This is a genomic window from Allobosea sp. 47.2.35 (assembly GCF_024655635.1).
In the GTDB taxonomy this organism is placed as follows: Bacteria; Pseudomonadota; Alphaproteobacteria; order Rhizobiales; family Beijerinckiaceae; genus Allobosea.
Genome location: NZ_JANLGI010000008.1, coordinates 164445 through 181830, shown reverse-complemented (window position 1 = coordinate 181830; position 17386 = coordinate 164445). Strand labels below are relative to the sequence as shown.

At 67.5% G+C, this 17386-nt stretch carries 17 protein-coding genes; 1 reads left to right on the top strand and 16 read right to left on the bottom strand.

Annotated elements, in window-relative coordinates:
* Window positions 1-48 precede the first annotated feature (48 nt).
* From NUV79_RS12625 to NUV79_RS12595, 7 genes are read right to left on the bottom strand one after another with little or no spacing between them, the layout of a single operon-like run.
* The gene (locus NUV79_RS12625; RefSeq protein WP_257733429.1) at window positions 49-1074 is read right to left on the bottom strand and encodes an SIS domain-containing protein; all 1026 of its coding nucleotides are present in this window, start codon (window positions 1072-1074) and stop codon (window positions 49-51) included.
* On the bottom strand, window positions 1067-2014 hold the full coding sequence (locus NUV79_RS12620; protein ID WP_257733428.1) for a carbohydrate kinase family protein: 948 nt from the start codon (window positions 2012-2014) through the stop codon (window positions 1067-1069). Before NUV79_RS12620 ends, NUV79_RS12625 begins: the two co-directional genes overlap by 8 nt.
* The gene (locus NUV79_RS12615) at window positions 2011-3087 is read right to left on the bottom strand and encodes an ABC transporter ATP-binding protein (RefSeq protein WP_257733427.1); all 1077 of its coding nucleotides are present in this window, start codon (window positions 3085-3087) and stop codon (window positions 2011-2013) included. Before NUV79_RS12615 ends, NUV79_RS12620 begins: the two co-directional genes overlap by 4 nt.
* The gene (argH, locus tag NUV79_RS12610; RefSeq protein WP_257733426.1) at window positions 3087-4601 is read right to left on the bottom strand and encodes an argininosuccinate lyase; all 1515 of its coding nucleotides are present in this window, start codon (window positions 4599-4601) and stop codon (window positions 3087-3089) included. Before argH ends, NUV79_RS12615 begins: the two co-directional genes overlap by 1 nt.
* A gap of 5 nt (window positions 4602-4606) precedes the next feature.
* The gene (locus NUV79_RS12605; protein ID WP_257733425.1) at window positions 4607-5449 is read right to left on the bottom strand and encodes a carbohydrate ABC transporter permease; all 843 of its coding nucleotides are present in this window, start codon (window positions 5447-5449) and stop codon (window positions 4607-4609) included.
* The gene (locus tag NUV79_RS12600) at window positions 5449-6390 is read right to left on the bottom strand and encodes a carbohydrate ABC transporter permease (protein ID WP_257733424.1); all 942 of its coding nucleotides are present in this window, start codon (window positions 6388-6390) and stop codon (window positions 5449-5451) included. The genes NUV79_RS12605 and NUV79_RS12600 overlap by 1 nt, the downstream gene beginning before the upstream one ends.
* A gap of 31 nt (window positions 6391-6421) precedes the next feature.
* Window positions 6422-7681, bottom strand: a complete 1260-nt coding sequence (locus NUV79_RS12595; RefSeq protein ID WP_257733423.1) for an extracellular solute-binding protein — start codon at window positions 7679-7681, stop codon at window positions 6422-6424.
* A 165-nt stretch (window positions 7682-7846) separates the two neighbouring features.
* Here NUV79_RS12595 and NUV79_RS12590 point away from each other — a divergent pair, with 165 nt between their 5' ends.
* On the top strand, window positions 7847-9088 hold the full coding sequence (locus NUV79_RS12590) for an ROK family protein (RefSeq protein WP_257733422.1): 1242 nt from the start codon (window positions 7847-7849) through the stop codon (window positions 9086-9088).
* Between the two features lie 24 nt (window positions 9089-9112).
* Here the strand turns inward: NUV79_RS12590 and NUV79_RS12585 are convergent, their stop codons facing one another.
* From NUV79_RS12585 to NUV79_RS12545, 9 genes are all read right to left on the bottom strand, one after another.
* The gene (locus NUV79_RS12585) at window positions 9113-9457 is read right to left on the bottom strand and encodes a RidA family protein (RefSeq protein ID WP_257733421.1); all 345 of its coding nucleotides are present in this window, start codon (window positions 9455-9457) and stop codon (window positions 9113-9115) included.
* Window positions 9458-9476: 19 nt separating this feature from the next.
* Window positions 9477-10604 (bottom strand): NAD(P)/FAD-dependent oxidoreductase, encoded by a 1128-nt coding sequence (locus tag NUV79_RS12580; RefSeq protein ID WP_257733420.1) that lies wholly within the window; start codon window positions 10602-10604, stop codon window positions 9477-9479.
* The gene (locus NUV79_RS12575) at window positions 10601-12055 is read right to left on the bottom strand and encodes an NAD(P)/FAD-dependent oxidoreductase (RefSeq protein WP_257733419.1); all 1455 of its coding nucleotides are present in this window, start codon (window positions 12053-12055) and stop codon (window positions 10601-10603) included. Before NUV79_RS12575 ends, NUV79_RS12580 begins: the two co-directional genes overlap by 4 nt.
* Window positions 12052-12360 (bottom strand): (2Fe-2S)-binding protein, encoded by a 309-nt coding sequence (locus NUV79_RS12570; protein WP_257733418.1) that lies wholly within the window; start codon window positions 12358-12360, stop codon window positions 12052-12054. The genes NUV79_RS12575 and NUV79_RS12570 overlap by 4 nt, the downstream gene beginning before the upstream one ends.
* On the bottom strand, window positions 12341-13468 hold the full coding sequence (locus tag NUV79_RS12565) for an NAD(P)/FAD-dependent oxidoreductase (RefSeq protein WP_308218199.1): 1128 nt from the start codon (window positions 13466-13468) through the stop codon (window positions 12341-12343). The genes NUV79_RS12570 and NUV79_RS12565 overlap by 20 nt, the downstream gene beginning before the upstream one ends.
* A gap of 5 nt (window positions 13469-13473) precedes the next feature.
* The gene (locus NUV79_RS12560) at window positions 13474-14274 is read right to left on the bottom strand and encodes an ABC transporter permease (RefSeq protein ID WP_257733417.1); all 801 of its coding nucleotides are present in this window, start codon (window positions 14272-14274) and stop codon (window positions 13474-13476) included.
* Complete coding sequence (locus NUV79_RS12555) at window positions 14271-15137, bottom strand: ABC transporter permease (protein WP_257733416.1); 867 nt, start codon at window positions 15135-15137, stop codon at window positions 14271-14273. Before NUV79_RS12555 ends, NUV79_RS12560 begins: the two co-directional genes overlap by 4 nt.
* Window positions 15134-16177 carry an ABC transporter ATP-binding protein gene (locus tag NUV79_RS12550; protein WP_257733415.1) on the bottom strand — a complete coding sequence of 348 codons (1044 nt, stop codon included), beginning with the start codon at window positions 16175-16177 and terminating at the stop codon, window positions 15134-15136. Before NUV79_RS12550 ends, NUV79_RS12555 begins: the two co-directional genes overlap by 4 nt.
* Window positions 16178-16281: 104 nt before the next feature.
* Window positions 16282-17316 carry an ABC transporter substrate-binding protein gene (locus tag NUV79_RS12545; protein WP_374679265.1) on the bottom strand — a complete coding sequence of 345 codons (1035 nt, stop codon included), beginning with the start codon at window positions 17314-17316 and terminating at the stop codon, window positions 16282-16284.
* Window positions 17317-17386: the final 70 nt, after the last annotated feature.

Below are 17386 nucleotides of genomic sequence, written 5' to 3'. Positions count from 1 at the left end.
TAGAGCAAGCCGCGTTTCGACGGAACCTCGCCCGATATCGGCCGGGGCTCAAAGTGTCTGTGTGACCTTGCGCAGGTGAGGCGGGCGGTCGGGATCGAGCCCGCGCGCCGCCGCCAGCGCCGCGATGCCACCGTAGAAGGCGCGCGCCTGCAGCAGAGGCATCAGCACGGGCGGGGCCTCGGCCGGTACGGGGAGCGCGATGCCCGGTGCCGCATCGGAGCCGGCATAGGCGATCTCGGCACCCAGCGCGGCGAAGTTGCGGGCGACGGAAAGCGTGCTCTCGCTGCCTTCGTCGGCGGGGTCGAGGACGAGCGCCGGGAAGCCCGGCCCGACCAGCGCCAGCGGCCCATGCAACACCTCGGCGGCGCTGAAGGCCTCGGCATGGATGCGGCAGGTTTCCTTGAATTTCAGCGCCATCTCCTGGGCGATGCCGAGGCCGAGCCCACGCCCGATGACATAGAGGCTCGTCGCCTGTTCAAGGCGCCGGAGGAAGGGCGACCAGTCGCAGAGCCCGGCCTGCCGGAGCAATTCGGGCGAGCGCACAAGCGCGTCCGCGAGAGCGCGCTCGCTGCTCCAGGCGGCGGTGAGGTGAAGGAGGGCGATGCCGGTGGCGAGAAAGCTCTTGGTCGCGGCGACGCTGGTCTCGGGGCCGGCGGCGAGCGGCAGGGCGACATCGACCAGTGCCGCCAGCGGCGAGTCCATGTCGTTGATCAGGCCGACCGTCAGCGCGCCGCCGCGCTTCGCCGTCTCGGTCAGTTGCAGTGCGTCCGGGCTGCGGCCGGATTGCGAGGCGGCGATGAAGACGGAGCCGGATAGGTCGAGTTCTTCGCGATAGACGGAAGCCAGGCTCGGGCCGAGCGAGGCGACCGGCAGCCCGAGTGTTCGCTCCAGCAGGTATTTGCCATAGGTCATGGCGTGGTCGGAGGAGCCCCGCGCGCAGGTCGCGATGAAGGCGGGCTTGCGCCGCCGAAGCCGTTCGCCGAGCTGCGCCATCGCGTCGGCATTGGCCGAGATCTGACGGGCGGCGACCTCGGCCGCCTCGGCGGCCTCGCGGGTGAGAATGGCTTCAGGCATCGATCCGCTCATGGCTGTGCAGCAGGTTCTGGCTGATGTCGTCGACTTCGGCGCGATGGAGCCGGGTTCCGGCCCCGCCGACGGACCGGACGGACAGGGTACCGCAGGCGATCCCTTCCGCCAGAGCCTGTTCGGCCGGGCGCCCGGCGAGCCAGGCGGCGAGGAAACCGGCGTTGAAAGCGTCGCCCGCGCCGGTCGTATCGAGAACCGGACCGCCTTCCGGGGCGGGCAGGGCGATGGTGTCATCGCGCTCAAAGATGCGGGCGCCCTTGCTGCCATCCTTGATGACGACGAGCGGGAAATGCCGGGCAAGCTGGGTTCCTGCCTGATCGAGATCGTCGCAAGCGGCGATGGCACGCGCCTCCGCTGCGTTGGGCAGGAAGATATCGGCGCCGGCGGCGCGCGCGATCAGGTCCGGCCGGCGAATCCAGTCGTCATCCCAGCTCGGGTCGAGCGAGACGGTGAGGCCTGAGCGCTTCGCCCTGTCGATCAGGTCGGGGATTTCAGCGAGCGTCGCGAATTCGGCGATGTGGAGATGGCGCGCGGCCGGATCGGCGAGGGCCGCGTCCAGCGTCGCCGGGCGGGCGCTGCCGGCGCGCCGCGACAGGAAGGCGCGCTCGCCGTCCTGAACCATCACGACGGTCGGCTGCGGGCCGGCCTCGGGCGTGCGTTCGAGCCAGCGGAGGTCGACACCGCTTTCCGTCAGTGCCGGTGCAAGCGTGCCGGAGAGCGGGTCCGTGCCGAGGCGGGCGAGCAGGCCCGCGCGTGTTCCGAGCGCGGCGAGATGGGCGGCCGTGATGAAGCCGCCGCCGCCCGGCACGATCGCCACCGTCTCGGCGAAACGTTCCTCGCCGAGGCGCGGCATCGCGTCGAGCCCGCGGAAGACGATGTCGCAGTAGAGCCGGCCGATGCTGAGGACGAGGTCGCGGCCTGCGCTCATAGCGCGCGCTCGGTCGCCGCGTCGAACAGGCGCAAGGAATCGATGCCGGCGCCGAGTCGGACCTCGTGGCCGACGACCGGCGGCGCCTTGGCCGAGGCCGAGGCGAGGATCAGCCCGTCGCCATGCTCGACATGCACGAAGGTCTCGGAGCCGAGCGGCTCGACCACCGCGACCTTGCCGGGGAGGACGAGATCGGCGGTTTCGCCAAGGGCAAGCACACGCAATTCCTGAGGGCGGACGCCGACCAGCACCCCGGCGGGGAGCGGTGCCGGGCGAGACGGCAGGGCGACGGCGTTGCCTGCGATCTCCAGCTTCTGCTCGCCATCGGCCGTGGTCGCCTTGGCCGGCAGGATGTTCATCGTCGGCGAGCCGATGAAACGGGCGGTGAAGACGTCCGCCGGCTTCTCGTAGAGCTCCATCGGCGCGCCGACCTGAAGGATGCGGCCGTCGCGCATCACCACGATCCGGTCCGCCAGCGTCATCGCCTCGACCTGATCATGGGTGACGAAGACGATGGTGCGGCCGAGCCGCTGATGCAGCCGCTTGATCTCCAGGCGCATCTGGGCGCGCAACTGCGCGTCGAGATTGGAGAGCGGCTCGTCGAAGAGGAAGGCCGAGGGGTCGCGCACCATGGCGCGGCCGATGGCGACGCGCTGGCGCTGGCCGCCCGACAGGGCCGAGGGCTTACGTTCGAGCAGCGGCTCGAGGCCAAGGGTGCGCGCGGTCTCTTCGATCCGGCGGCGCTTCTCGGCCTTGTCGAGCTTGGCCGTGTAGAGGCCGAAGCCGATATTCTCGGCGACACTCATATGCGGGTAGATCGCGTAGTTCTGGAACACCATGGCGATGTTCCGCTCCTTCGGCTCCAGCCGGTTCACCGGACGGTCGGCGATGGTGATGGTGCCGCCGTCGATCTCCTCAAGGCCGGCGATCATGCGCAAGGTCGTCGACTTGCCGCAGCCGGAGGGGCCGACGAAGACGACGAATTCGCCGTCCTCAATCGCAAGATCGATGCCGTGGACGACCTGAGTCTTGCCGTAGCGCTTGACCAGCCCCTGAAGCTCGATACCCGCCATCAGGCTGCTCCCATCAGATCCGCGAAGGCGGCGTCGAGTTCATGGCGCGCGGAGGCCTCGCGCGCAGCGGTCGCGGTCGCAGCGAGGCCAGCGGCTACGAGGACACCGCGATAGCCGGCGAAAGCGGCAGCAAGCGCCTGCGGCCCCGGCCCGCCGAAGCGTTCGCGCACCGCGACGAAATGCTCGGGCGAGACGGCCTCGGCAAAAGCGACCTCGTTCAATGCGGGCTCGCGGCCGGCATGCTCGCGGAAGGCCTTGCGGAACGGGGCATAGCCGTCACGCGGGAGGTCGCCATCGGCGGCCACCACCGCACGCGCGACATCGGCGGCGATCTCATGGGCTGTGCGGAAGGAGAGGCCCTCCGAACGGACCAGCGTGTCGGCAAGCTCCGTGATGGTGATGCAGGAGCGGCGGATGTTCTCGGCGACGCGCCGCCCGTCGACCTGTAGCGCTGGCAGCAGCGCGGCGAGCAGGCTGAGGACGCGCTCGCCCGTCGCGAAGGCCTGGTAGCCGGCTTCGTTGGTTTCGCCCTCGGCGTCGTTCATGTCGGTGAAGGGCGTGTTGTGGACGATGTCCCTGACCATTCGGGCGCGCGCCACTGTCTGCGAGGCCAGATGGCGCAGATGCTCGATCGGGACGGGATTGCGCTTCTGCGGCATGATCGAGGAGATCTGCACGAAGGCGTTGGGCACATAGAGCTGGCCGACCTCGAAGGCGGTCCAGACCTGCAGGTCCTGGATCAGCCGGCCTAGATGCAGGAAGACGAGTTCGACCGCGCTGTAGGTCGCGGTGAGGTAGTCGATTGCGGCGATGCAGCCGTAGGAGTTCTGCAGCGGGGCGGAAAAGCCGAGCAGATGCGCGACGCGGGCGCGATCCAGCGGGAAGCCCGAGGTGGTGATAGCAGCGGCGCCCATCGGCGAGAGATCGAGCAAGGCGCGTGCCTGCACCAGCCGCTCGTGATCGCGCAGCATCACTTCGATCGCGGCGGAGAGGTAATGGCCGAAGGTGGTCGGCTGCGCCGGCTGGCCATGGGTATAGGCGACGATCAATGTCGCCTTCTCGCGCTCGGCGAGTTCGAGCGTCGCGGTGATCAGGGCGCGCAGCAGGCCGGCCACATGGTCAAGCCGCGGCTTGAGGGCGAGCTTGAACAGGGTGTGGTCGATATCGTTGCGCGAGCGGCCGGTATGGAGGCGCCCGGCATCGTCCGCCGGCAGGCGCTTCTTCAGCTCGGCCTCGATCAGGAAGAAATAATCCTCGACCGTGCCGTCATAGCTCAGCTTGGCCGGGTCAATCTCGGCATCGATTTCGGCGAGCGCGCGGGCGATGCGGCCGGCTGTGGCGCGCGGCAGGATGCCGGTCTCGGCGAGCATGACGAGATGGGCGCGATCGATGGCGCGGAAGCTCTCAACATGATGCGTCTTCGCCCCGTCGAAGAGCGGGCGAAGCACCGTCTCCTTGTAGACGGGATCGGGGAAGACGGACGTGTCGCTCGCCCGTGGATCGGTTTTCGTCATGGCAATCAGCCCTTGAGACCGGCGAGGACCACGCCGCGCACGATATAGCGCTGGAGCAGCAGGAAGACGGTCAGCGTCGGCAGGGTGGCGAGCGCGGCGCCCGTCATGATCAATTCCCACTGCACCTGCGATTCCACCGCGAAGCTCGTGAGGCCGACCGGCAAGGTGTAGAGTTCCTTGGAGGTCGTCACGATCAGCGGCCAGATGAAGGCGGTCCAGTTGCTGAGGAAGGTGAAGATCGCCAGCGCCGAGAGGGCGGGCGTCACCAGCGGCATGGCGATGCGCCAGAAAATCGCGAATTCGTTGAGCCCGTCGATGCGCGCGGCTTCGAGGAAGTCGTTCGGCACGGTCTCGAAGAACTGCTTCATCAGGAAGGTGCCGAAGGCCGTCATCATGCCCGGGAACATGATGCCCCAGTAGCTGTCGAGCCAGCCGAAGTTCTTGGCCATGACGTACCAGGGGATGACCAGCATCTCGGTCGGGATCATCAGCGTCGAGAGGATGGCGATGAAGACGAGATAGCGGCCGCGGAACTGGAACTTCGCGAGGGTGTAGCCGACGAGGCTGTCGAAGAAGACGTTCGAGAGCGTGACCGCGACCGCGATGCCGAAGGAATTGGCGAACCAGCGCAGGAAGCGGCCGTCCGAAAGCACGGTGACATAGTTTTGGAGCGTCGGATGGGCCGGGAAGAAGGCGAGATCGTAGATCTCGGAGGAATCCTTCAGCGAGGTCGCGAACATGAAGGCGAGCGGCGTCACCATCAGCAGGCCGCCACCGAAGAGCAGCAGCCAGGCGAGGATGCGGCCGGGCTCGATGCGCAGGGCCATGGGGGAGGCGGCGGCGCTCATCAGCGATCCCTCAGCAGCCTGAGCTGCAGCAGCGAGACCACGAGCAGCACGAGGAAGAGCACGACGGTCTGGGCCGCGGCATAGCCCATGTCGAAGGAGGAGAAGGCCGTCTGGTAGATCATCAGCACGAGCGGCTTGGTGGCATTCAGCGGCCCGCCGGGATCGCTGCTCGTCTGGCTGGTCATGTTGTAGACCTGATCGAATATCCGCAGGAACCCGATCGAGGAGAAGACGACGAGGAAGACGATCGTCGGCTTGAGCAGCGGCAGGGTGATCCGCCGCAGGATCGTTCCGTTCGAGACGCCGTCGATGCGGGCGGCCTCGTAATAGGTTGTCGGGATCGCGCGCAGGCCGGCCATGAAGATCACGACCTGGAAGCCGAGGCCGGCCCAGATCGCGGGCGCCAGCACGGCCGGCAGCGATTGCGTCGTCGAGCGCAGGAAGGGTTGCTGGGCGATGCCGATGCCGGCGAGCAGGTTGTTGAACAGGCCGATCGGGACCGGCTGGTAGAACCAGCGCCAGACCCAGGCCATCGCCGCCGCGGTCGTCAGGAAGGGCAGGAAGTACAAAGCCCGGATGAAGCCGTGCAGGAAGCGCACGCGGTCGAGATGATAGGCGATGGTGAAGGCGAGCAGCAGGCTGATCGGCGTGCCCAGCAGCAGGTAGAGCGCGGTGTTGCGGAAGACCTGCCAGAACACCGGATCGGCCATCAGGCGCTTGAAATTGGCCAGCCCGATGAAGGAGGGCTTGGTCAGCAGGTTCCAGTTGGTGGTGGCGATCCAGAATGCTTCCAGCGTCGGATAGAAGCGCACCACCGCATAGAACAGCACCGGCACGGCCAGGAAGGACCAGGCCCAGAGGACCTGCTTCTGGCGCATGCCGAGGCCCGATGAGAGACGGGCGCCGGATCGCGCATCGACACGAGACGAAGAGGCGTTCATCGCGACAATCCGATCCGGCGCCCGGTCCGCATCACTTCTTGTAGAAGCGGTCGAGGATGGCCTGCTCGGCCTTGGCGGCCTCGGCGAGTGCGGCCTTGGCGTCCTGGTTCTGCAGCAGCACGCGGTTGATCATGTCGAGCGCGACCTGGCGCTGGGCTAGCTCGTCGACGAAGACCGTGGCGTGCGAGTAGTTCAATGCCTTGAGGAACGGCCCGTAGACCGGGTGGTTGAGGTTCTTCTCGGTCTCGGCCGCGGCCTTGCGCGCCGGCAACTCGCCGACGGTCTCGAGCCAGAGCTGCATCGCCTCGGGCGTGGTGACGAAGGCGAGGAACTTCTTGGCCGCTTCCAGCTTCGGGCCGGTCGGCTTGGTGGTGATGGCGTTGACCCAGTAGCTGGCGAAATTCGCCTTCTTGCCGTCGGCCGAGGCGGGCAGTTCGGCGACGCCCCATTCGAAGGCCTTGATGCCACCGAAGGCGCCGAGGCGGAAGGAGCCGTCGATGGTCATCGCGGCGCGGCCGGCGCGGAAGGCAGCCTGGCCCTCGTCCATGAAGCCGACCTGGCCGACCTTGTGGGTGCGCTGGAGATCGGCATACCAGTTCAGCGACTTGGCGCCGGCCTCGCTGTCATAGGTCACCTTGCGGTTGTCGTCGCTATAAGGCGCGCCGCCGTTCTGGCGCAGCAGCGTCTCGCGCCACCAATGGTAGTCCTGGCCGGGGAAGTCGAGCGTGATGCCGGCCGAAAGCATGTTACCGGCGCCGTCGCGCTTGGTCGTCTTCTTGGCCATGTCGAGCAGTTCGTCGACGGTCTTCGGCGGCGTGTTCGGGTCGAGCCCGGCCTCCTGGAACAGCTTCTTGTTGTAGAACAGCGCGAGCGAGCGCACGGCCGTCGGCAGCGCGTAATACTCGCCGTCGCGCTTCATCGCCGAGACGATCGGATAGAATTCCTTCTCGATCATCGCGGGCGGGAAGGCGTCGCGCGGCAGCGGCTGGATGAACTTGGCGCCGACGAAATTGTCGAGCCAGCCATAGAAGAGCTGCACGACATCCGGGCCCTGGCCGGCCGGCATCGCCGCGGCGATCTTGGTCTGATAGTCGGCATAGGGGAAGGTCGTCTGCTTGACCTTGATATTCGGGTTCGCGGCCTCGAAGCGCTTGATCAGCTCGGTCATCGCCTTGACGCGCGCGTCGAAGACATACTGCCAGTATTCGATCTCGACGGTCTGCGCCTTGGCGCCGGCGACCGCGCCGACCGAGACCATCAGACCCAACAGCATCCCGCGTAAGCCGCGCATGACCCTCTCCCCTGATTTCAGCGTCCCCCGCCCCTGCCGGCGGACGGCATTCGGGAGGCTCGCAGACATCGTCGTCTCGGCGGCCCGCGACTGTCAATCAATTAATTCACTTGAGTTGGATTAATTGCCGGAGCAGGCTGTCCACCCGATCCAGCGCGACCGCCTATGCCGAACCGTCCCGTCCCTCCCTCACGCAGCGTCGCCGTCGGCACCAATCCCGAGCGGACGCGCAGCCATAACCGCCGGGTGGTGCTCGAAACCGTGCGCCAGCACGGGCAGCTCGGCCGGTCCGATATCGCGGTGCTGACGAGGCTCACGGCGCAGGCGGTCTCCAACATCGTCGCCGAGTTGGTCGAGGAGGGGTTCCTCACCGAGCTCGGCCGGCGCCGGACGGCGCGCGGCCAGCCGCCGGTCGAATTCGCTGTCAACCCCGAAGGTGGGATGACCGCGGGGATGGAGATCGCGGCGGATCACGTCACGACCGTCCTCGTCGACCTTGCAGGCCGGATCAGGGCGCAGCGCATCGCGCCTCTCGCGGATACGACCGTCGCGGGTGTGCAGAAGACGGCCGCGGCGGAGCTGGCCGCGGTCAGGCGCGAGGCCGGCCTGCTTGAGCGCTTGCTCGGTTGCGGTGTGGTGATGCCCGGTCCCTTCGAAATCGAGGGCATGAACTCGGTCGGCACCTCGCCCTTGCCGGGCTGGGCCGGGCAGGATGCCGCGCAGCTCCTGCAGGACGCCCTGAATACGCCGGTGGTGATCGAGAACGATGCCAATGCAGCGGCGGTGGGCGAGCATCTCCATGGGCTCGGCCGCAACCTGCGCCATTTCTGCCAGATCTATTTCGGCGCGGGCCTGGGCCTCGGCGTCATCGTCGCAGGCCAGCCCTATCGCGGCGCCTTCGGCAATGCCGGCGAGATCGGTCATATTCCCGTGGTGCGCGACGGACGCGCCTGCGCCTGCGGCGGGCATGGCTGCCTCGAACGCTACGCCTCCTTCCATGCGCTGGCGGAGACTTTGCGCGAGGCCGGGATCGTCGGTGTGGGGCCGGAGGAGGTGGCGCGCCTGCATGCGCAAGGGCATCTCGCCCTGTCCGGCTGGATCGCGGAGGCGGCCGGGCTATTGGCGCCGGTCGTGACAATGCTGGAGAACCTGTTCGATCCGGAGACGGTCATCCTCGGCGGTGAGATGCCGGATACGGTGATCGATGCGCTGATCGCGGCGATGTCGCCTCTGCCGATCTCGGTGGCGAACCGGCCGGGGCGGACGATCCCGCGCGTCCAGCGCGGCGGGACCGGGCGATTGACGGCAGCGCTCGGTGCGGCGGCGCTGCCCCTGCTCGACACGATGACGCCGAAGCTCGACCGGGTCAGCCTGCTTCCGGAAGTCTCCGCTTCGGTTTCAGACTGACCGTCGCTCGGCCTGGGACGCCGCTCAGCGCGAGGCGGTGACCACGATCTCGATGATCGCGCCGCCGCCGAGATCGGCGACGCCGACGGTCGCGCGGGTCGGCATGTCCTCGCCGAAGAAACCGGTCCAGGCCGCGTCCATCTCCTTCTTCTGGGAGAGATCGGTGACGAAGATCTGCGCGGCGACGATCGCCTTGCGGTCGAGCCCGACCTCGCCGAGATAGCCCTCGATCTTGCCGAGTATGTTCTGGGTCTGCGGACCCATCGACTGCGTGGTGTCGTCGGCGATGACGCCGCCGACGAAGACGAGATTGCCGGTCTCGACGATGCGGTTCTGGATCGGCGTGCGGATGGAACGCTTGATGGCCATGGGTCTTCTCCTTTGAAATTCAGTGCGTATTGGTGAAGCGGGCGATGTCGAGGCCGTCGATCGGCACGTTCGAGCGGCCGGTCGCGATGATCTCGGCCATCACGGCGCCGGCGCCGGGGCCGAGCTGGAAGCCATGGGCCGAGAAGCCGAACTGGTGGTAGACGCCCTCATGCCTGGCGCTCTTTCCGAAGACGGGCAGGTCGTCCGGCATGCGCGCCTCGATGCCGGCCCAGGCCCGCACGACGGGCGCGCCGCGCATGATCGGGAAGAGGTCCCAGACCGTGCCGGCGCTGATTGCGAGCTTCTTCCAGTCGAGCAAAGTGACGTTCTCGTCGCGCAAGGGCGTCCCGAGATGGCCGCCGCCGATCAGCACCGTGCCGTTGTCGAACTGCTTGAAGGAGAGTTTTCGCCCACGCAGGATCACCACGGGCTTGATGAAGGCCGGCAATGGCGCCGTGATCATCAGCATCGGCGCGATGACCGAGAGCGGCACCGCCTCGCCGAGATCGCTCGCGATCCGGTCAGCCCAGGCGCCGGCGGCATTGACGATGCGGGGTGCTAGGAAGTCGCCTGCATCGGTGACGACGCGCCAGTTCGACCCGTCCTTCTCGACCTTGGTGACGCGCACGCCCTCGCGGATGATGGCGCCGAGGCTCTCGGCCTTGCGCTTGAAGGCCTGCGTCGCCCGCAAGGGAATCGCGGCGCCGTCGCGGCGCGAGATCACGCCGCCGGGACAACTCTCGGAGACGGCGGGGACGATCGAGCGTAATTCCTTGGCGTCGATCAGCTCCTCATGGTGGAAGCCGCGCAAAGTCAGGTCGGCGACGCGGGCGCGGCAGCCTTCGAGATCGGCCTCGTCCTCGGCGACCAGCACCTGCCCGTCGCTGGTGAAGCCGCAATCGTCGTCGACCAGCTCGGCGATATCGTGCCAGAGCGCCATCGAGGCGTTGGAGAGCGGGATTTCCGCGACATGGCGCGCGAGTTGGCGCACGCCGCCGGCATTGACGCCTGAGGCATGGCGGCCGGCATGGTCTTTCTCGATCAGGATGACCGAGAGCCCGCGCATCGCGCAATGCAGCGCGGTGGAGCAGCCATGGATGCCGCCGCCGATGACGATGACATCGGCACTATTGCCGGATGGGCTCACCGCACGACCGCCTTCACCGAGGCGTCGGTTTGCGGCAGAGCGGCCAACTCGGCCAGCGTCACCGGCTTGATCGGCGGGCGCAGGCGGTAGTAGCCGGTCTCGGCCGGAGTCGTGCCGCGCGTCTCGGCGATCAACTCGACCACGGTCGGGCCGCAGAGGCGGCCCTGGCAGGGGCCCATGCCGCAGCGCAGGAAGGCCTTCATCTGGTTGGGGCCGGTGACGCCGAGGCGCTTGGCGGCATCACGGACCTGACCGGCCGTGACCTCCTCGCAGCGGCAGACGATCGTTTCGTCCTTGGGGGGGGCCAGGAATTGCGGCGCCGGCTTGTAGAGCAGGTCGAGGAAACGTCGCCCACGCAGCTTCTTGTCCAGTTCGGCGCGAACTGGCACGGCCTGCCGGTCGCGCTCGGCCTCGCTGAGCTTGCCGAGCCGCGACGCGGCGCCGAAGGCCGCGATCTCGCCGCGCAGGGCCGCGCTTTCCGCGCCGCCGATACCGGCGCCGTCACCGGCGATGGCGATGCCGGGCACGGTCGAGGCGAACCAGACATCGACGCGCGGCAGCCAGGCGTGCTGCTCGACATCGAAATCATGGGCGCAGCCGGCTGCGTTGGAAAAATTGACGCTGGGTATCACACCCTGATGCAGCAGCAGCGTGTCGCAAGCGATGGTGCCGGTGCGGCCGCCCTGCTCGAACTGCACGGAAGCGAGCTTTCCATTGCCGGTTGCCGTCAGGCTGGTCACGCCGGAGACGAAGCGCAGCTTGCGCCGTGCCGCTGCCATAAGCTTGAGGCCCTTGGCGAGATAGGGCGAGCGCAGGAAATCCGGGACGGCGGCGAGCGCCTTCGACCAATTGGTGGAGGGTGTCGTGTCGAGCACGGCGGCGATCTGGCAGCCGGCGGCCGCGAGCTGCCCCGCCAGCAGGTAGAGCAGTGGGCCGCAGCCGGCGATGACGGTGCGCCCCGATGGGATCGCGCCGGCGGACTTGAGGGCGATCTGGGCGGCGCCCGCCGTCATCACGCCGGGCAGGGTCCAGCCGGGGATTGGGAAGGGCCGCTCCTGCGCGCCGGTCGCGAGGATCACCTGCCGGGCGCCGATGATGCGGGCCTTGCCGTCAAGCGAGAGGCCGAGCTCGAAGGTTCCGGGCGCGGCCTCGTCCGGGCCGATCGACCAGACGGTGCAACGCGGGGCATAGGCCGCCTCCGAGCGCTCGAAGCGGGCGACGATGTCGGTGCCACGCCAGTAGTCATCGCCTAGGATCGCGCGGTTCTTCACCGGTGTCGTGGTGACCGCACGGTAGATCTGGCCGCCCGGCGCCGGGTTCTCGTCGGCGAGCAGGACGGAGAGACCGAGCTCGGCTGCGCGGGCGGCTGCCGAGAGGCCGGCCGGGCCTGCGCCAACGACGAGGAGGTCATAGCTCTCGGCGAGCTGTTCGATGCTGGCGACCGGAATCATTCCGCGACCTCCGTCAGATGGCGGCGCCCATGCTGGGTCTCGATGCGCATGCCCTCCGCGAGAGGGACGAGGCAGCCCTGCCGGTTGCCGATGCCGTCGATGACGACGAGACAGTCGAAGCAGACGCCCATCAGGCAATAGGGCGCGCGTGGCGTGTCGGAGACCGGGGTCTCGCGGCAGGCGGTGATGCCGTTGACGAGCAGGGCGGCGGCGACGGTGTCGCCCGCGCGCGCCGTCATCGGGCGGCCGTCGAAGGTGAAGCTCAGCTCCCCGCTCGCGGCAAGATCAGCTATGGGCCGGAACATGGAACCTCCGTGCGGTGAAGCTCGCGACGCTCTCCGGCAAGGTGCCGGCGAGAATCGCGGGAGCGAGCGTCAGGACATGGTTGGCGGCGAGCGTCACGCCGGAATGGCAGGTGACGACGAAGGCGCCGGGATGGGTCTCGGACTGGTCGTAGATCGGGAAGCCGTCGGGGCTCATCACGCGCAAGGCCGACCAGGTGCGGACCACGTTGAGGCCGGCGAGGCGCGGGAACATCTTCACCGCACGCTCCGCCATGCTCGAGAGGATCGGCTGGCCAACGACGGTGTCGAAGCCGCGATCCTCCTGGCTGTCGCCGATCATCACGCCACCCTCGTCGGTCTGGCGGACCGTGACCATCGGATTGTGCAGGAAGGGCTCGGTCTTCTCGGTGACGATGATCTGGCCCTTGCTCGGCTTCACCGGCGCGTCGAGCCCGACCATCGGGGCGAGACGCGCATTACCGAGCCCGGCGCAGAGCACGACCTTGCCGGCCCGCATTTCGCCCCAGGCGCCGGTGATGGCGAAGCCGCCATCCTTCGGGACGATGCTCTCGACCGGGCTGTTCGGGCGATAGTCGACGCCACGTCTCACCGTCGCCTCGCGCAAGGCCCGGAACAGCTTCAGCGAATTCACATGGCCGTCGAGCGGGGAATAGAGCGAGCCGACCACGTCCTTGCCGATGGCCGGCAGGCGCCGCTTGGTCTCGGCGTGGTCGAGCACCTCATAGGGAAAGTCAAAGAGCGGCCGGCTGTTATGGAGGCGGCGCATGGCGTCGACGCGCTTGTCGAGCTCGTCCTGCGAGAGGCAGAGCATGAAGCCGCCGGGCTGGCTATGGGCGACGTCGATCCCGGTCTCGCCGGCCAGCGAAGCGGCAAGCTCATGCCAGGCATCGGCGGAGCGGCGCGACCAGAGCGCGTAGTCGGGCATGCCGAAGCCCTTGGACTGGACCCAGACCAGCGCGAAATTGCCGCGCGAGGCGCGGAAGGCGGTGTCGCCCTCGTCGAGGATCGCGACCTTGGCGCCGTTGCGAGCGAGGCCGAGCGCGATGGCGCCGCCGACCACGCCGCCGCCGATCACGGCGACATCGGGTTCTTTGATGGTGGTGGACACTGGCGTCAGCCTTTTCCGGTTCCGACGAACAGCCGGTCGAGCCCGAACAGCCTGTCCAGCGCCATCAGCAGGATGGCGGTCAGGGCGATCAGGCAGGCGGAGACGGCTGCGATGAGCGGGTCGATATTGTCCTGGATGTAGAGGAACATCCGGACGGGAAGCGTGGTGGTGGCGGGCGAGGCGATGAAGACCGTCATCGTCACCTCGTCGAAGGAATTGATCGCGGCGAGCAGCCAGCCCGAGACGACGCCGGGCAGGATCAGCGGCAGGGTCACCCGCCGGAAGACGACGGCCGGACTCGCGCCGAGCGAGATCGCGGCATGCTCGATGCGCCGGTCGATGCCGTAGGAGGCGGCGAGCACGAGGCGCAGCGCGAAGGGGATGATCACGATGATATGGCTCAGGACCAACCCGAGGAAGGTCCCGGAGAGGCCGATCTGCGTGAAGAAGCGCAGGAAGGCGATGCCCAGCACGACATGGGGGACCATCAGCGGTGACATGAACAGGGCCGTCATCGCCTCGCGGCCGGGGAAGCGATAGCGGGCGATGGCGAGCGCGGCTGGAACCGCAAGCCCGATCGCGACGGTGGAGGAGAGCGCCGCCAGCCAGAGCGAATCCCGGAAGGCGCGCAGGAACTCGGGATAATCCAGAATCGCCCTGAACCAGCGCAAGCTCCAGACCCGGCCGGGCAGCGAGAGATAGCCCTCCGGCGTGAAGGCGACGAGGCAGACCACGACCAGCGGCGCCAGCATGAAGACGACGAAAAGCGTGTGGAACAGGATGGCGAAGGGACCGTTGCGGCTCATTCGAACACCTGTGAATAGCGGCGCTCGACCAGCCGGTTGGCACCGACGGTGAGGATGACCAGGGCTGCGAGCAGCAGGACGGCGACGGCGGCGCCGAGCGGCCAGTTCAGCGTGTTCAGGAACTCGTCATAGGCCAGCGTCGCCGCGACCTTGAGCCGCCTGCCGCCGATGATGGCGGGGGAGGCGAAGGCGCTGGCCGCCAGAGCGAAGACGATGATCGAGCCTGATAGGATGCCAGGCACGATCTGCGGCAGGATCACGCGGCGCCAGATGGTGAGGCGCGAGGCGCCCAGCGAGAGCGCGGCGTTCTCGATCTGCGGATCGAGCCGCTGCAGCGAGGCCCAGACCGCGAGGATCATGAAGGGGATCAGCACATGGACGAGCGCGATCACCACGCCGGTCTCGGTGAACATGAATTCGAGCGGCTGGCCAATCAGGCCGAGCGCCATCAGTCCGCGATTGACGAGGCCGTTCGAGCCCAGCAGCAGCGCCCAGCCGAGCGTGCGTGCGACGACCGAGACCAGCAGCGGGCCGAGGATCGCGAGCAGGCAGAGGCCGCGCCAGGCCGGTGACATGCGGTTGAGGATATAGGCCTCGGGCACGCCGATCAGGATGGCGAACAGCGTCACCAGCACGGAGATGCGGAGGGTGCGCAGGAAGACTTCGAGGAAATAACTGTCGCTGAAGATCTCGCGGAAATTCTTCAGCGTGAACTCGGCGACGATGCCCTTGTACTGGCCCCAATCGTAGAAGGCGAGCAGCACGGTCATGCCGAGCGGGATGATGACGAGGCCGAGGAAGACGGCGAGCGCAGGCCCCGTCAGCCAATAGGGTGTGGCGCGGGCGGAGGCGTCCGTGCTCATGTGCCTGAGCCCTCCGCCAGCAGCGCGGCGTCGCCGGGGCCGAAGCTCAGCGTCACGCTCTCGCCTTCGCCGGGAACGAGCGTACCGTCATTGTGCCGGATCAGGGTGACCGGGCCGGCGGTGCTCTCGGCCGTCAGCAGCCAATGCGCGCCCTGGAAGACGCGCGAGGTGATGCGGGCGGTAAAGCCGGCGGCGCCATCCGCCGCGAAGCCGAGGCGCTCGGGCCGGACCGCGATGCGCAGCGCGCCTGAAGCCGCGCCGGCGAGTGGTACGGACAGGGCTTCGATTGTCACATGGCCGCTTCCGTCGCCGGTGGCGTTGAGGACATTGGTCTTGCCGAGGAAGTTCGCGACGAAGGCGGTATCGGGCGTGCCATAGACGGCATCGGGTGCTCCAATCTGCTCGACACGGCCCTTGTTCATCACGACGATCCGGTCGGACAGCGCCATCGCCTCGTGCTGGTCATGGGTGACGAGGATGGTGGTCGTGCCGATCGAGCGCTGGATCTGGCGGAGTTCCCCTTGCATCTCCTCGCGCAATTTGGCGTCGAGATTGGAAAGGGGTTCGTCGAGCAGGAGGAGCGAGGGCCTGATCACCAGCGCGCGGGCCAGCGCAACACGCTGCTGCTGGCCGCCCGACATGCGGCGGGGATAGCGATCCTCGAAGCCTTTCAGCCCGACAAGGGCCATTGCCTCCAAGGTGCGCTTCTCGCGCTCGGCCTTCTCGATGCCACGCATTTCCAACCCGAAGGCGATGTTCTGCGCCACCGTCATATGCGGAAAGAGCGCATAGCTCTGGAAGACGATGCCGAGGCCGCGCTTGTTGGGGGCGACGCCGCCGAGATCGCCACCGTCGAGCAGGATGCGGCCGCGATCGACCGGCACGAAGCCGGCGATCATCTGCAGCGTCGTGGTCTTGCCGCAGCCGGAGGGGCCGAGCAGCGAGATGAACTCGCCGCGCGCGACCGAAAGGTCGAGCCCCTCGACGGCAACGGCCGTGCCATAGGACTTGCCGAGGCCTTCGAGAACGAGATGGGACATGGATCCTGCGCTTCGTGAAGGAGGTCGCCGACACACCGCCGTCATCCCGGCGCTCCGCTTCGCTGCGGCCGGGATGACGAGGGTGTTTGCAGAAGGTGCCGGCCTTACCGCTCGACCTCGCGGTTCCAGCGGCGGGTCCATTCCTCACGCTTGGCGTTGACGATGTCCCAATCGACGGCCTTGAGCTTCTTCACGTCCTCGCCATAGGGCAGACCCTTCTGCTCGTCGGGCGTCAGCGTCACCGTCACATTGGCGGGGCCGAAGCCGGCGCCGGTCGCCATCACCTTCTGGATCGCGGGCGAGAGCATGAACTGGATGAAGGCATTGGCCTCGGCCGCGTTCTTCGAACCCTCGACCGGGCAGGCGGCGACGCCGAGCGCGAAGCCGCCTTCCTTCGGATAGACGAACTCGACCGGGAAGCCGGTATCGGCGAAGGCCTTGACGCGGCCCGAGCCCCAGACGCCGAGCACGGCCTGCCCGTTCTGGAAGAGCTCGGTCATCTTCGCCGGGGAGGGCTCATAGGCGACGATGTTCGGGTTGATGTCCTTCTTGAACGCCTCGAATCCCGGCTCGATATTGTTCTCGCCGCCGCCGCCGATCTGCGCAAAGGCGATCAGGGCGTGCAGGCCATAGGTGTTGTTGATCGGCGGGCTGACGATCTTCTTGCCGTAGGCCTTCGACTTCAGGTCGTTCCACGAGGTCGGGGCCGGCCACTTGTTCTCGTCGAAGACCTTCTTGTTGTAGAACAGGCCGGTGCCGACGAGGCCTAAGCCGACGCCCTTGTTCGATTTGAACTTCATCACCGGCGCGACGTCCTTGTAGACCGCGCCGTCGGTCAGCGTGCCGCAGAAGCCGAGCGCCACCGCCTGATAGGCCGGGCCGTCATCGACGATCGCGACGTCGATCTGCTGGTTGCCCTTCTGTGCCTGCAGCTTGGCGAGCGTGTCGGTGGAATTGCCGGCGACGTACTCGATCTTGACGTTGGCCTGCTTCTCGAAGGCCGGGATGACCTCCTTGCGCATGGTCTGCTCGTAGGAGCCGCCATAGCCGGCGACATAAAGCGTCTTCTGTTGGGCGAAAGCGGCGGAGCCGGCGAGCGCGGTTCCGGTAACAAGAGCGAATGTGATGGCGAGCTTCACGGTATCCCCTCCTCGTTTTCGAGTGATGCCGTTAGGTTCGAGGCTGTTTTGGAACTGGTCAAATCGAATG

Bases quoted from the DNA above. Each gene is read 5' to 3' on its own strand.
- NUV79_RS12625 (WP_257733429.1), bottom strand. From the start codon at position 1,074: ATGCCTGAAGCCATTCTCACCCGCGAGGCCGCCGAGGCGGCCGAGGTC.
- NUV79_RS12620 (WP_257733428.1), bottom strand. From the start codon at position 2,014: ATGAGCGCAGGCCGCGACCTCGTCCTCAGCATCGGCCGGCTCTACTGC.
- NUV79_RS12615 (WP_257733427.1), bottom strand. From the start codon at position 3,087: ATGGCGGGTATCGAGCTTCAGGGGCTGGTCAAGCGCTACGGCAAGACT.
- argH (WP_257733426.1), bottom strand. From the start codon at position 4,601: ATGACGAAAACCGATCCACGGGCGAGCGACACGTCCGTCTTCCCCGAT.
- NUV79_RS12605 (WP_257733425.1), bottom strand. From the start codon at position 5,449: ATGAGCGCCGCCGCCTCCCCCATGGCCCTGCGCATCGAGCCCGGCCGC.
- NUV79_RS12600 (WP_257733424.1), bottom strand. From the start codon at position 6,390: ATGAACGCCTCTTCGTCTCGTGTCGATGCGCGATCCGGCGCCCGTCTC.
- NUV79_RS12595 (WP_257733423.1), bottom strand. From the start codon at position 7,681: ATGCGCGGCTTACGCGGGATGCTGTTGGGTCTGATGGTCTCGGTCGGC.
- NUV79_RS12590 (WP_257733422.1), top strand. From the start codon at position 7,847: ATGCCGAACCGTCCCGTCCCTCCCTCACGCAGCGTCGCCGTCGGCACC.
- NUV79_RS12585 (WP_257733421.1), bottom strand. From the start codon at position 9,457: ATGGCCATCAAGCGTTCCATCCGCACGCCGATCCAGAACCGCATCGTC.
- NUV79_RS12575 (WP_257733419.1), bottom strand. From the start codon at position 12,055: ATGATTCCGGTCGCCAGCATCGAACAGCTCGCCGAGAGCTATGACCTC.
- NUV79_RS12570 (WP_257733418.1), bottom strand. From the start codon at position 12,360: ATGTTCCGGCCCATAGCTGATCTTGCCGCGAGCGGGGAGCTGAGCTTC.
- NUV79_RS12560 (WP_257733417.1), bottom strand. From the start codon at position 14,274: ATGAGCCGCAACGGTCCCTTCGCCATCCTGTTCCACACGCTTTTCGTC.
- NUV79_RS12555 (WP_257733416.1), bottom strand. From the start codon at position 15,137: ATGAGCACGGACGCCTCCGCCCGCGCCACACCCTATTGGCTGACGGGG.
- NUV79_RS12550 (WP_257733415.1), bottom strand. From the start codon at position 16,177: ATGTCCCATCTCGTTCTCGAAGGCCTCGGCAAGTCCTATGGCACGGCC.